Raw genomic sequence first — 13,989 nt, 5'->3', positions numbered from 1 at the left:
CAAATGTTTCACAAAAATCATTGAATTTCACGATTTTCTAACAAAATTACAGGAATTGAACTGGCTTCCAAAACAGCTTGTGATACTGAACCAATCAGCACTTGCTCCCACGGTTGATGTCCACGTTTTCCCATGACAATTGCAGTGACATGATACTCTTGAGCAATGCGAATAATCTCTTCGGGAACAGTTCCTGTTGTTGTCAAAAACTCATATTTAATATCCGATAGCAACTTTTTAGCTTGTGCTTCTAGTTGTTTCACACCTTGCTGATTGGAAATATTAACTACGTGTAAAACGATCGCATTTCCTTGACTGCGACGGGCTAAATCTGCCACCTTTGTCAAAACTTCAGTTGATAAATCAGAGGTGTCTACAGCTGCCAGCAACAGGGTTTGAGTAGCAATTGTGACTTTTGTGGGGTCAACCTCTCCCCTAGTTAATAATTTAGGAGCAAAAGCCATAGTAGCCCAAGCGCCTATAGGTGCAGTAGTTATAATAGAAAGGGCTGCGATCGCTAAAATTATATCTCCTCCCTCTATTCCTTGCGCTAGGGGAATCGCCCCAATAGCCGCTTGTACAGTGGCTTTAGCAGAGTTTCCTGATAGTAAAAACAGTCTTTCGCGCCAATTCCAATTACTACCTAAAGTGGATAAATACCAGCCTATTATGCGACCAATAAATAAACCAATTGCCAAAATTAACAAGCCAGGTAAGAGTATTTTTTCTAATACTTGCAGTTGAATAGTTGCACCCAACAACACAAATAAGAAAATCTCAGCCACTACCCATAAACTATCAAATCCACCCCGCAAGCGTCGCGCTAAAGGTGCATCTAACTCAATTAAGAAAAATCCTAAGGCCATTGTCGCCAAATAACCAGAAAAATAAGGTAAACCATGGGCGACAATTACCAACAACAAAGCTAACCCAGCCGCAATAATGGTATCTTGAACGGAATTTTGAGTCCAGTTTTGTTTAGTTAATAGGGAAGCTAACAACCTGGCTGCTAAGTAACCCAACAAAATTCCTAAGCATATCTGCATGATAATTTGCAGTGGAAGTAATTGCAGCGCATTTAAAGTCAAACCCCCAAACAGGGTAATTTGTTCAACTCCTCCTTTACCTAAAAAATTCAGTAAAAGGCTGAAAACTAATAACAGCAAGACATCGGATAAAGCGCTACCAGTTAAAATAGCATCGGGAATACCTTTAGTGACACCCCAACCTAAACTTTTTAGTCTCAGCATTCCCGGAACAATGACAGCAGGAGATTCTGCACCAATGACACAACCTAAAAGCAAACCGGTGGGAAAATCTAATTTAAAAATTACCATAGAGGCGAAACAAAGTGCGATCGCTTCCATAGTCGCAGGTAAAAAACCCAAACGCAGTGCCACAGTCCCCTGTTGAGCCAGTTTTTCTCTATCTAACCCTAGCCCAGCTTTCATCAAAATAATCATTACTGCCACAGTTCTTAATTCATCAGCAGCATTTAACACATCTGTGCTGATAACATTCCCTACTTGAGAACCAAGTAAAATCCCCACCAAAATCATCCCAAGTAACGGCGGAGTGCCTAAACGACGGGCAATTTGTCCGCTAAAATAGCCCATCAATAAAATCCAAATTATACTGAATAACATTCCTAACTCCTGAAAGTGCGATTTGTAGACAGATACTTTCTACAGGGGAGTTAGGTTTGCAAATAGCTCTACTCTCCCGCAGCAAGTGGGAACAGTAGGAACCATCAGCCTTTCAAAAGGCGGTTTTGGCGAGTTCCATCGCCGTTTATAGCCAAATCATATCATTTTTCCCAATTACCAGCGGGAAACCTGTACTCAAGTTAGGGACTTCCAAGAAATAAATTACCCAAAAAAACGTAGACCGAAGGGCTTGCCGAAGGCTACCACAGAGGCACAGAGGACACGGAGAAATGAGTGGTTGAGTATTTTTTTATTTGGAAGTCCCTTATATACTTGAGACGGTCATAACTTGCGTTTTTACATCCATATATCCCCTTTAAGCAAAAGCTCAAATTGTGGCCTTGCGAAGTATATAAAAATAGTTTTTTTGGACAAGAAAGCCTTAAAATTCAACAAGAGATGTATTGATAATTTACTCAATTATGCTGACGTTGACGCAACGTAAGCCACCTGACTCTAATGCTGTAGTTACACTCACTCTTGCACTCACCGCAGAAGAACGTACCCGCAGCCGTCATCGGTTTACATTGGAGGACGGGAAGGTAGTATTTTTAAGTTTACCAAGGGGGACGGTTTTACATAATGGTGATCTGTTGGCTGATGAAAGCCAAGATAATTTAATCAGAATTATTGCTAAATCTGAGCCTGTTTTGACTGTGTATGCAAAAACGCCTTTGCTATTATTAAGGGCTGCTTATCATTTGGGAAATCGTCACGTATCTCTAGAAATTAATCCCGCTTATTTGCGCTTGTCTCCAGATCCAATTTTATCCGCTATGTTGGCACAATTGGGGTTAGAAATTAAGGAGGAAGTTGTACCTTTTCAGCCAGAATTAGGAGCTTATGGACATTCTCACTTATAGGAGTTTTTTATCTATTTTGCAATTGGCGAGTCCAGCCTTACCAGTGGGAGCATATAGTTATTCTGAAGGTTTGGAAATGTTGGTAGAAAACTCAACTATTACTAATGTAGAACATCTAAAACATTGGTTAGAAGCGGAGTTAATTTATGGATCAATTCGCCTGGATGGGGCAGTGATGGTAAGAGCTTTAAAAGCTGCTAGAGTTGGCGATTTAGAAGCTTTATGCCGCTGGAATTTGTGGTTATCAGCATTGCGGGATGCGGAAGAATTACGTGCTGCTAGTTGGCAAATGGGGCGATCGCTCTTGCAGTTATTAGGTAAGCTGGAAGCAGAGGTTTTACCGCTGGCTACTGCTGTGGGTTATCCTTGCAATTATGCGATCGCTTTTGGTATCGCTGCATCTCACTGGCAAATTAGCCCCCAAGCTGGATTATTGACATATCTGCATAGTTGGGCAAATAATTTAATTACTGCGGGAATCAAACTTATTCCTCTCGGTCAAACTGCTGGACAAAAATTGTTATTAGGGTTACAAGACTTATTAAATACTACAATGGTGGAAATTCTCGCTTTAGAGGATGACGACCTAGCTTGTTGTAGTTGGGGTTTATCTCTAGCTAGTATGCAGCATGAAACCCAGTATACAAGATTGTTTAGGAGTTGAGCGACTAATGACCAATGATGAATGACTAACTATGAGTACGTTTCGAGTTGGGATAGCAGGGCCTGTGGGTTCGGGAAAAACGGCTTTAGTCGATGCTTTGTGTAAAGCACTACGACAGCAGTATAACTTGGCAGTTGTCACAAATGATATATACACTCAAGAAGATGCTCAGTTTTTAGTCCGTTCTCAGGCTTTGGAGAGCGATCGTATTTTGGGTGTAGAAACAGGAGGTTGTCCTCACACAGCTATCCGCGAAGACGCTTCCATGAATTTAGCCGCAATTGAACAACTAGAAGAAAAATTTACAGACTTAGATTTAGTCTTTTTAGAAAGTGGTGGTGACAACTTAGCTGCTACCTTTAGCCCCGAATTAGTAGATTTAACCATATATGTAATTGATGTCGCTGCTGGTGATAAAATTCCCCGTAAAGGTGGACCAGGTATAACTAAATCCGACTTATTAGTCATTAATAAAACTGACCTTGCACCCTATGTTGGTGCTGATTTAAACGTCATGGAAAGAGATGCAAAAAAAATGCGCGGCGAAAAACCATTCATTTTCACTAACTTAAAAACCAAAGCTGGTTTAGCAGATGTAATTCAATTCGTTATCACACACATTTGCTAAATTCTTATTTACCAATATCCAGTCATATAACCAGAGGAGACATGATGAAGGTTGATTATTCTAAAGCATTGAAATTAGCAATTTGCTGCCAGGAAAGTTATCAAAATTTCTCTAATATTAGATTTAGTGGCTGGAATGAACAACCATTTTTAATTGATCAAAAAGATACTGATACCCAACTAGCTATCCTCACAGATACATCAGGAATTACTATTGTGTTTCCTGGCAGCAATTCATCCTTTGATTGGAGAACAAACCTGGAAACTAGTCAGGAACGTAGAAGGTTTGACAAGCAAATAATTCAATCGGAAATTGTTGATCAAAATGATAAAATTTATCCTTATCCAACAGAAAATAGTTCGGGATCTTTGATGCACAGTGGCTTTGTCAAGGCTTACTTTTCCGTCAGAGACCAGATCCATGAATATATTAAAAATAATAATATTTCTAATGTCACCGTATCTGGACACAGTTTAGGTGGAGGATTAGCAACCTTATGTGTTGTCGATATTCAATACAACTTTGCTAATCAATTAGCATCAATAGAAGCTTTTACTTTTGGTGCGCCAAAAGTCGGTAATAAAGGATTTCAAGAATCATATAATCAAAGAGTTAATAACAGCTATCAATTTGTGAATGGTATGGATATAGTACCAGAATTACCAAGATGGTGGCAGGGATATCACAATGTAGATAAAGAATTGCGGATAGGTTCAAGATTTAGTTTAAACTTTATTGCCGCAAAATTTCAAGATCATGCTATTCGTAACTATATTAGTAGCTTCAAAGAAATATTAAGTCGTTCAGGGAATTAAAAGACGCTGCAATTAATAGCCCTGCATCTATTAAATTCACCCATCAGAAGATGACTCACCACATTTTAAAAGCTACCAAAGAAACAGTACATCTAGGTGGCTTCTCCCATCTATTAGAACCAGCATTAGTAGTTAATTCTAACGACACAATAGACGTAGAAACTTATACTGGTTATTATGTTTACGACAAAGCCCCACAAGAATTTTTAACACTGGAATTTCTGGATATCTGCAAAAATTTATCTCCCGAACGCAAAATAGCAGGTGGTCCCCATTTACTCACAGGGCCAATTTATATCCGAGATGCTGAACCAGGAGATGTTTTAGAAATACAATTAGAAGCAATTTCACCCCGTTTACCTATTGGGTTTAATGCTATTCGTACAGGTTGGGGAGCATTACCACAACAATTTTCTCACCCAACATTAAAATTTATTCCCCTTGATTTAGAAAATAATTTTGCAGAATTTCCTCTAGGATCAAATATCAAAATTCCCCTCACACCATTTTTTGGAATTTTGGGAGTTGCTACCCCAGAAAACTCCCGTAATTCTATACCACCAGGTGCTTATGGTGGCAACATTGACAACCGTCAATTACAAGCAGGTTCTCGGCTGTTTTTACCCATATATCTTCCAGGTGCATTATTTTCTCTTGGTGATGGACATTCTGCACAAGGAGATGGGGAAGTGAATGTAACTGCTATTGAAACTTCTATGAATGGTAGAATTAAGCTCAAATTGCGGAAAGATTTGCAACTGAAAATACCAATTGCCGAAACTCCCACAGATTTCATCACTATGGGTTTTGCACCAACCTTAGATGAAGCTTTAGAATTAGCTTTAAAAAATATGATCTATTTTCTGGAACGCTTCACCAATTTATCACCAGAAGATGCTTATATTTTATGTAGTTTAGCTGTTAATTTCCATATCACCCAAGTTGTGAATAGTCCCCATAAAGGTGTACATGGAATGTTATCCAAATCAATTTTTCCGAAGATACAGCAGTTTGCGTAGTTAGGAGTTACAACATCTAAATTCAAACCTATACACAGCCCAATACTGCTCGGTTAAGGCTCAAAAGTTATTATATGGTAGGTTGGGTTGAGGCACGAAACCCAACATTATCAAGGATTTTGTTGGGTTTCGCTGTCGCTCAACCCAACCTACATTTCCTTAACCGACAAGTATTGATACACAGCCAGTTTTATTCCTGACTCCTGACTCCTGAATGCTGCTGTAATATTAATAGATTAGTTCAAATTAGTTCTATCTGGAGACATCTGGCTAATAATTTCATCTTTTTGACCAGATACAAATTTAGCAAAGCGTGCTGCTAACGGTGGAACCAAAAGAAAAGGACTACTAAAACCAGAGAAAGTATAAATGTTTTCAAATTCAGGAATATTACCAATTAATGGTAATTTATCTTTAGTAAATGCCACTAAACAATGATGCCAAGTTCCTGATAATTTTCCTAAATTTGGTAATATATTGTTGATACTTGTTCGTAACCATTTTTCACTAACTTCTGAATTGATTGAAGCATAGGGATTTGTAAGAATACGGCTAATTTGACCTATACGCAAACTACCATCAAGAAACTGCACAGCACCTGCATCTAAAATTGGTGCTACTGGTTCGTGTTCAGATTCATCCCATAATTGATCAACTTGAGTTGATGCAATTTCCAATTGTAAGCGTTGTAAATTAGCTGGTGTAACCAGGGTGCGTAAACGCAAATCTACAGGTGAGGTTTCAATCATCTCTGCATGGGAAAAATACATTTTTATATGAATACCTGCTAATTTTAGTAATTGTCGGCTAAGTCCACCTGCACAAATTGCTATATTGGCACTGTGGAAAGTTGCTGTGGTTGTTTTTACGCCTTTGAAGCCTTGATTAAGTTCTAATACTTGGGTAAACTGCAATTCTCCCCCTAGTCGCAGCATGGCTTGAATATATGCTTGCGCTGTTTTATTTGGGTGGATATGACCATGTTTAATAGTCAAAGCACCAGATATTGCATTTTTATTGAGCAGTGGTTCTAATTCACAAGCTTCTTGAATACTTAATAGAGTCGGTGGAATGGTAAGATGAGAGTAGGATGCAGATGTTATTTTTGGGTCGCTATTAGTAGGGATAGTTAGCAATAAATCTAATTCACGAAATTGGATATTAGCATCTAACTCTTGGGATAAAGTCAGGTAACGAGCCATACTTTCTTGACTTAATTGTTGTGTAATTGGTGTTGTCCCTGCCCAATAAGAAATTCCACCATAACTATAGCGAGTAGCATTTTGTGGTGTGGTATATTGTTCTAGTAACAGTACAGAGAACCCTGTTTTTGCTAATTCATAAGCAAGTGCAGCACCTGTAATTCCTGCACCAATAATAATCCAATCGTAAGTTTTCATGATTGTTTAGATATAATTTTTAAAAAATTGGAACTGTTAATATGAAAATCCGTGGTGAGACTTTCCTCGACTACCCAGCAATAGCTGAAGTCAATACTCTAGCGTTTAAAGGTGAAAATGAAGCTCTACTGATTGAGAAAATTCGTATTTCTGACCGATATATTCCAGAGTTATCATTTATGACTTGGTTGACCCCCTCGTTTTTTGCTGCTTTTCTGTTTTGCAGGCTTTTTTCCAAATCCCGGTGAGTCACTTGATGGTGGTGATGATGAGTTAATGGATGTCCAATTAATTTTTTCTAATAATTGTTCTTGAACTGTCAGGACTTCCGTTAGTTTCTTTGACTGTTGTTCTATTTGCTGCGCCATTTCCTCCACCAGTTTTTTGACGCTGGCTGGAGTCTTTCCCCAATATATAGGACTCATATTTGATTTTTGAACAAAACTCAGTACACCTTTATTCCTTCTTCCCAGTCCCCAGTCCCTTGCCTCTACGAGTGATTCAGAAATCAAATCGGATTGCTATAAGTGGGGGGATATGTTCTAAGTGATTGACGCGATTCAGTTCCATGTCACTTAATTTATCAGATTTTGGGGTCATCTTTAACGAACTGACAAGTCAGCGCTTGCGCTATCGCTCTTCTACCCCCCTGAACGGTTACAATTTCCCTCACCTTTGGCGACTAATTGGAGAAGTACTAATTCGATTTGAGTTAATTGGATAATAAATCAAAATAATAATATTAACTTCCATACCATAACACAAGATTTTATGGTAAGAGAATTTACTGAAAAGTATAACTGACGACTTACTGACATTCTAATTTTAAAGCTGCCATTACTTGTTGATATTCTGTCATAGCTTGGGATAGTAATAATGTTGTATCTGCTAAATTAGCATCCCGTCCTAAGTCTTCTAATTTTTTGCAAATTTGAGATAAATTTTTAGCACCAACAATAGCACTGCTAGACTTAAGAGCATGAGCTTCTAATTGCAGTATTTTTGCATTTTCTTGAATAATGGCATCATTAATCGCCTGTAATCGTTGGGGTGTATCTTCCAGATAACATTCTATCAGTTGGATAAATTCCTCTACATTATTACTGCAAACTATATCTCTGAGTTCTTCTAAAACTTTGGCATCAAGCACATCATTAATCATAGGTTCGACAATTTTATTATTTAGTTATAGTTATACCTTAATTTTGACTTGTTATATAGCAATTCCCATTCAAGTGAGGTACAAAAAGAAAGAATTAACCGCAGATGAGCGCAGATATACGCAGATAAATTTGTACTTCATTAGATTAGGAAATACTATATAAACATTTATATTTATGATTTCTTAGATGGAATTTTGCTGATATACAGCATTTTAGATTTTTGAACAAAATCACTTTTAAAAGTGTAGATCAACTGAGAGTAAGTAGGAATATTAGAGTAAACTTATTCTATTACCGCAGAGCCAAAACGATAGCCTTTACCGTAAACTGTATGAATCAGTGCAGATTCACTATTCACTTCAATTTTACGCCGCAACAGGCGAATTAACGCAGCGATGACATTACTTCCTGGTTGTTCATTATCTTGCCACAAATGTTGCATAATCTGACCGTGAGTCAGTAGTTGTCCGGCGTGTTCCATAAAATATTGTAGTAGCTGACTTTCTTTTTGCGATAGCTCAATCATTCTCCCTTGACGATAAGATATTTGGTTTTCTACATCTAGTTCTAAATCAGCTACTACTAAGCGTACTGATGAAGTACTGTGCAACTCAGCACTTGATCGGCGCAATAAAGCACGGACTCTTGCTAGTAACTCTCGCAGTTCAAAGGGTTTGACTAAATAATCATCAGCACCAGCATCTAAACCTTGCACACGGTCATCTAGAGTATCTTTGGCTGTAAGAAATAGAACGGGGGTAATTTTAGCTTGTTGGCGTAATTCCTGACAAATTTCCAACCCTGTTTTTCCTGGCAACATCCAATCTAAAATCAGTAAGTCATAAGTTCCTGCTTGTGCCAGTTCACTGCCGCTTGTTCCATTATAAGCAGTATCTACAATATAACCTTCACGAGTTAAAATGCGGCTTAGGGGATCTGTGAGTTCAACTTCATCATCAACTAATAAAATTCTCATGCTGCTTGTGGTAAGCATATAATTAACCGCAAAGATAAAGACACCAATAAAAAGAATGCTGACTGTTGCACTACCAAAAGGGGAATTACTCAAAAATAGCATCCAGCTGCTGCAATCTGTAGGATTAGATTTTAGTGCTTTTTTAGATTCTGGAAACCGCCAACTGCAAATTTCTGATGCTAGTGGACAAGCGAAAGGTCTGTTAGTACGGGCGCAGGATGTACCTGTTTATGTAGAATACGGTCAGGCGCAACTGGGTATTGTTGGTTACGATGTACTACAAGAAAAAAAACCGCAAGTTGCACAATTAGTCGATTTGCAATTTGGTTATTGTAGAATGTGTGTAGCAGTAAAAGCTTCTAGTTCCTACAAATTGCCTGTAGATTTACCTGCTCATGGTCGAGTTGCTTCTAAATATGTCAATTGTGCGCGAGAATATTTTCAAAGTCTGGATTTGCCTATAGAAATAGTTCCTTTGTATGGTTCAGTAGAACTGGGACCAATTACGGGGATGTCTGAGGCGATTGTGGATATCGTTTCTACGGGTAAGACTTTGCGCGAAAATGGTTTGGTGGAAATTGCAACTTTGTATGAAAGTACGTCCAGATTAATTGTTCATCCTTTGAGTTATCGTCTGAATACGGGTGATTTGCATAAGGTGGTGGAACAGCTAAGAAAAGAAGTTTAACAGCAGGAGGCAGGGGGCAGGAGGCAGGGGGCAGGAGGCAGGGGGCAGGAGGCAGAAGGCAGGAGGTAATAGAATAGAGGGTGGGGAAACCCCGCCCCTACTGGATATAAAAATAGCGATAATAATTTTTACGAAATATCTTCTTCTAGCGCATTTTTGGCTATATGAGCAACGTACAATGAAACGGCAACTGTGGCTATTAAACCTGCGATTCTAACTACCCAATCTAAAGTAGGATTACCTGGTTGAGCTTCAGTGCCAATTAGTGCTAAATTTCCAGCTAGAGAACCAATGTAAACGTACATAATTGTTCCGGGAATCATACCTACAGAACCGATAATATAATCTTTGAGAGATACGCCTGTAATCCCCAAGGCATAGTTTAATAAGTTGAAAGGAAATATTGGGGAAAGTCGCATTAATAAAACAATTTTTAATCCTTCTCTACCTACAGCTTGATCAATAGCAGCAAATTTTTTGTTATCGGCAATTTTCTGAGAAACCCAGCCTCTAGCTAAATAACGTCCTACTATAAATGCTGCTGTTGCACCTATTGTTGCACCAATAAAAACATATATAGATCCCCAAATTACGCCAAAGACTATACCAGAACCTAATGTGAGAATTGAACCGGGTAAAAATGCAATTGTGGCAATAATATAGATGCCAATAAAGGCTATTGCTCCCACTGTACCTAAATTATCAATCCACTGTAAGGCATTCCGTAAAATTTCTTGAGGATTAAAAGAAGATGAATTAATGGATTCCTGTGCTAAGGCTAAGTCTGTATGTAATAAGCCAGCTATGCTAAATGCGAATAAAGTAAAAATACACAGCTTTGCTAATTTGTGCAAGTTTTTATTAATGATCAAGGTTTTTGTAGAAATTCGATTATTCATAACGACTTATATCAGAGTTATTTTCGACTATCGGCACACTTTGATTGAGAGCTTTTTGAGCAATTTTTGTGACGTAATAAGTCATGCTAATTGTAGCAATCAGACCAATTCCTTGCATTACCCATTGCCAAATTTGTGTTTCTGGATTGGTTGGCTGACTGGGTGTGTTAATCATGGCAATGTCACCAGCTATTGAGCCAATATAAACGTACATTATAGTACCAGGAATTATGCCAAATGAACCAAATATATAGTCTTTGAGGGAGACTTTTGTTATCCCAAAAGCATAATTTAATAAGTTGAAAGGAAAGAGGGGAGAAAGCCGAGTTAGTAAGACGATTTTCCATCCTTCTTTAGCAACTGCTAAATCAATGGCTTTAAATTTAGGATATTTTTCAAGTTGTCGGCAAATATAGTCTTGTGATAGATAACGTCCAATTGCAAAAGCTAAAATAGCTCCAATAAATGCGGCTATTAATACATATACAGATCCCCAAAATAGGCCAAATAAGAAACCACCTTTGAGAGTTAGTAGGGAACCAGGAATAAATAGCAAGGTTGCCAAGTTGTAGATAATGATAAATGCAATTGGTCCAAAAATGCCTAGATTTTGTACCCAAGTTACGGAGATTTGTAAAAGTTCCTGAAAATTAATAAATTTAGTGGCAATAATCAGGGTGGCAATTAGGCAAATTAATAATAATAGTTGTAATTTGCTATTTAATCTGGATTTATGCTTGGGCATTATTGAGTTAACCCGATTTTTAACAATTATCATCTCCTAAAATAGGCTCTTTAAATGAGAAAGAGATTAAATTCTCCTGAATTTTTCCCAACGATACAATTTACGGATGCGTTCTGGTGAAATACCGAGTAGATAGGCGAAGATGATGATTTGATTAAGTAAGGTGGTGAGAAAAATTCCTTTTTTTAACCATCTGCGGGAGGATGTAATTACAGGTACGGAAATAAGAGAGATTTTACCCTGATATTTTAACCTGCGGATGAGTTCAAAGTCTTCCATAATTGGCAATTCAGGAAAGTTACCAATTTTTGCAAATGCTACTTGAGTTAAAAAAATTGCTTGATCACCATAAGGCATTTGCCAAAAATGCGATCGCACTTGTACTCCCCATTCTACCAGTCGCAAACCCCAATGCGGTGCATCTATCCGCAATGCAAAAGCACCAGCTATAGTCTCTGGTTGTTGTAAGGTGGTGCGAATCATGTCATCAAACCCAGGTGGTAAACGGGTATCAGCATGGAGAAAGAGGAGAATTTCACCAGTAGCGACTGCTGCACCGGCATTCATTTGTATAGCACGTCCAGGTTGAGAGGTGATGATAGTTGCACCTAATGATTGTGCGATCGCTGTTGTCCGATCTTGAGAACCACCATCAACGATAATTATTTCTATATTTGTACTGGGTTGGGTACTAGCGATCGCATTTTTGATATTTTCCGCTTCATTCAAAGTCGGAATGATGATAGAAATTCTCGCATGATCAAGATTTTGAATCATAGTTGATGTGATTTTGGGTTTTTATGATTTGGTTTACCTTCAGGGTATTCTCTGTCAAGTATCAGTAAGATACATATTTTCACGACTGTTGTCGTCATAATCATGACTTTTATAGCCATTACAAGATTGATTTATCATGCTGTCAGTCGTTTACATACATAAGTAAATGGAGATGGATTAACATTCATCTCTCCACATCCGATGATTTTGCGTAATTTCTCGTATTTTATCCTGATAGAAATTGACTAATATCTATTGTGATGGAGTTTTCTAGCTACCTCCATACTGCACAGAATTCTACACATATAAATTTTATTCAAATCACGAAAAGCTTACTAGATAAGGATTAGAGGTTTTTTTTACCCCTTTTTTTGCACTGTTTAGTATTGTCAATCACCTTAGAGTAACTTTATGTTGCCTTCAAACAAGCTCTTTTTATGTAAAGACATGACAAAAATGCTACTTTCTCTGTTTGACATTCTTGAAATTAATCGTAAAATAAAATACATCGGCAAAAACAAACGAAAACTTACACAAATAACTAAGGGAACCAAGTTAGATGAAATCTAAATTCTCTACTTTACTAGCTTCAGCATTATTAGCGACCGGAATTGTTTACACTGCGATCGCTGCACCAGCATACGCTGGTAACGGTGGTGGTGGTAACGGTAACGCTGAAGCTGCTAAAGCCGCTAAAGACGCTAAAGACGCTGAAGCCGCTAAAGCCGCTAAAGACGCTGAAGCTGCTAAAGCCGCTAAAGACGCTGAAGCTGCTAAAGCCGCTAAAGACGCTGAAGCCGCTAAAGCTGCTAAAGCCGCTAAAGACGCTGAAGCCGCTAAAGCCGCTAAAGACGCTGAAGCTGCTAAAGTTGTTAGCAGCAGCATTTCTGACGGTGGTCTAACTGGTCTTGCTTGTAATAATTCAGATGTTAAGTTTGGCGCACTGAGTGCTACAGCTTGCGAGGGTGCATTTGAAGGTAATGATACAGGCGCAAAAGGCACTTTACTAAGTAAATTAAATAATAATTTGTTTAGCAGCGAAATTGGTACTGGCGTGCAATGGACTTTGGCTGGCAAATCAGATAGTGGTGATTTTACCGCAGACAACACTGCTGATGGTGATTTGACATTGGCAGGAAACTTGACAAGCTTTTTAGGCAAGACATTTGTAGTGAGTCTGAAAGCTAGTACCAGTTATAGTGCTTATCTCTTTGAAAATTTCCAAGGTACAACTTTAGAGGCAGTATATAACACCATTGGTGTTTCCACAAATAAACAAGGAACCGCTCAAGGTTTATCTCATGCTTCATTGTTTCTCTCTAATATCAAGCCTCAAGAGCCTCCTAAGACCAGAGTTCCCGAACCAGCTTCTTTAGTAGGTTTAGGTTTAGTAGCTAGTGGTATGGTAATGGCTCGTCGTCGTCGCACTTTTACTAATTAATACTCAATAACATTTGATGGCTGACATTCAAGATGATTCAAACTTGGATGTAGCCTAAAATTCCCAAGTCGTCTCAGGATAAGACCTGTAACGGCTAATTTTATTTGATGATGAAAATCTTCTTTCCATAATGAACTACGTTTACGTAGCGTCTCAAAAAGAAGAAAAGAAGGTTTCAGTGAAGTTTTTGCATAAGTCCTGGAAT

Annotated in this window: 15 protein-coding genes and 1 riboswitch; of the genes, 7 read left to right on the top strand and 8 right to left on the bottom strand. The window is 38.2% G+C overall.

What is annotated here, in order from left to right:
- Window positions 1-17: 17 nt before the first annotated feature.
- A complete protein-coding gene (locus VB713_RS16315) occupies window positions 18-1,646 on the bottom strand; it encodes a cation:proton antiporter (RefSeq protein ID WP_323312563.1) in 1,629 nt (542 codons plus the stop codon).
- An 88-nt stretch (window positions 1,647-1,734) separates the two neighbouring features.
- Window positions 1,735-1,798: riboswitch (Fluoride riboswitch) on the bottom strand.
- Between the two features lie 330 nt (window positions 1,799-2,128).
- Here VB713_RS16315 and ureE point away from each other — a divergent pair.
- Genes ureE through VB713_RS16290 form a run of 5 tightly spaced genes read left to right on the top strand, consistent with a single transcriptional unit; the run spans window position 2,129 to window position 5,695 of the window.
- Window positions 2,129-2,569 carry an urease accessory protein UreE gene (gene ureE, locus VB713_RS16310; protein ID WP_323312562.1) on the top strand — a complete coding sequence of 147 codons (441 nt, stop codon included), beginning with the start codon at window positions 2,129-2,131 and terminating at the stop codon, window positions 2,567-2,569.
- Complete coding sequence (locus tag VB713_RS16305; protein WP_323312561.1) at window positions 2,550-3,233, top strand: urease accessory protein UreF; 684 nt, start codon at window positions 2,550-2,552, stop codon at window positions 3,231-3,233. The genes ureE and VB713_RS16305 overlap by 20 nt, the downstream gene beginning before the upstream one ends.
- 31 nt (window positions 3,234-3,264) lie before the next feature.
- Window positions 3,265-3,861: an urease accessory protein UreG gene (gene ureG, locus VB713_RS16300; protein ID WP_323312560.1), complete on the top strand. Its 597-nt coding sequence runs from the start codon at window positions 3,265-3,267 to the stop codon at window positions 3,859-3,861.
- 41 nt (window positions 3,862-3,902) lie between these two features.
- Window positions 3,903-4,676: a lipase family protein gene (locus VB713_RS16295; protein ID WP_323312559.1), complete on the top strand. Its 774-nt coding sequence runs from the start codon at window positions 3,903-3,905 to the stop codon at window positions 4,674-4,676.
- 50 nt (window positions 4,677-4,726) lie between these two features.
- Window positions 4,727-5,695, top strand: a complete 969-nt coding sequence (locus VB713_RS16290) for an acetamidase/formamidase family protein (protein ID WP_323312558.1) — start codon at window positions 4,727-4,729, stop codon at window positions 5,693-5,695.
- 236 nt (window positions 5,696-5,931) lie between these two features.
- Here VB713_RS16290 and VB713_RS16285 read toward each other — a convergent pair whose 3' ends face one another.
- The 4 genes from VB713_RS16285 to rppA form a co-directional block, all read right to left on the bottom strand.
- A complete protein-coding gene (locus tag VB713_RS16285; RefSeq protein ID WP_323312557.1) occupies window positions 5,932-7,095 on the bottom strand; it encodes an FAD-binding oxidoreductase in 1,164 nt (387 codons plus the stop codon).
- Between the two features lie 173 nt (window positions 7,096-7,268).
- Window positions 7,269-7,520, bottom strand: a complete 252-nt coding sequence (locus VB713_RS16275) for a DUF6444 domain-containing protein (protein WP_323312628.1) — start codon at window positions 7,518-7,520, stop codon at window positions 7,269-7,271.
- A gap of 383 nt (window positions 7,521-7,903) precedes the next feature.
- A complete protein-coding gene (locus VB713_RS16270) occupies window positions 7,904-8,257 on the bottom strand; it encodes an Hpt domain-containing protein (protein ID WP_323312556.1) in 354 nt (117 codons plus the stop codon).
- Window positions 8,258-8,541: 284 nt separating this feature from the next.
- Window positions 8,542-9,252: a two-component system response regulator RppA gene (gene rppA, locus VB713_RS16265; RefSeq protein WP_323312555.1), complete on the bottom strand. Its 711-nt coding sequence runs from the start codon at window positions 9,250-9,252 to the stop codon at window positions 8,542-8,544.
- 37 nt (window positions 9,253-9,289) lie between these two features.
- Between rppA and hisG the strand changes: the two genes are divergently transcribed.
- Window positions 9,290-9,922 carry an ATP phosphoribosyltransferase gene (gene hisG, locus VB713_RS16260; RefSeq protein ID WP_323312554.1) on the top strand — a complete coding sequence of 211 codons (633 nt, stop codon included), beginning with the start codon at window positions 9,290-9,292 and terminating at the stop codon, window positions 9,920-9,922.
- Between the two features lie 128 nt (window positions 9,923-10,050).
- Here the strand turns inward: hisG and VB713_RS16255 are convergent, their stop codons facing one another.
- The 3 genes from VB713_RS16255 to VB713_RS16245 all read right to left on the bottom strand — a co-directional run bounded on the left by VB713_RS16255 (window position 10,051) and on the right by VB713_RS16245 (window position 12,343).
- On the bottom strand, window positions 10,051-10,821 hold the full coding sequence (locus VB713_RS16255; protein ID WP_323312553.1) for a TVP38/TMEM64 family protein: 771 nt from the start codon (window positions 10,819-10,821) through the stop codon (window positions 10,051-10,053).
- Entirely contained in the window at window positions 10,814-11,566 is a 753-nt protein-coding gene (locus VB713_RS16250; protein ID WP_323312552.1) for a TVP38/TMEM64 family protein, read from the bottom strand. Before VB713_RS16250 ends, VB713_RS16255 begins: the two co-directional genes overlap by 8 nt.
- Window positions 11,567-11,632: 66 nt before the next feature.
- Window positions 11,633-12,343: a TIGR04283 family arsenosugar biosynthesis glycosyltransferase gene (locus tag VB713_RS16245; protein ID WP_323312551.1), complete on the bottom strand. Its 711-nt coding sequence runs from the start codon at window positions 12,341-12,343 to the stop codon at window positions 11,633-11,635.
- Between the two features lie 559 nt (window positions 12,344-12,902).
- On the opposite strand from VB713_RS16245, the gene VB713_RS16240 reads away from it, so the two are divergent.
- Window positions 12,903-13,784 (top strand): PEP-CTERM sorting domain-containing protein, encoded by an 882-nt coding sequence (locus tag VB713_RS16240; protein ID WP_323312550.1) that lies wholly within the window; start codon window positions 12,903-12,905, stop codon window positions 13,782-13,784.
- The last annotated feature ends 205 nt before the right edge of the window (window positions 13,785-13,989 follow it).

The organism is Anabaena cylindrica UHCC 0172 (genome assembly GCF_034931625.1).
Classification (GTDB): Bacteria; Cyanobacteriota; Cyanobacteriia; order Cyanobacteriales; family Nostocaceae; genus Anabaena; species Anabaena cylindrica_A.
The sequence above is the reverse complement of the archived record's forward strand: the minus strand, read 5'-3'. Positions and strand labels throughout refer to the sequence as shown.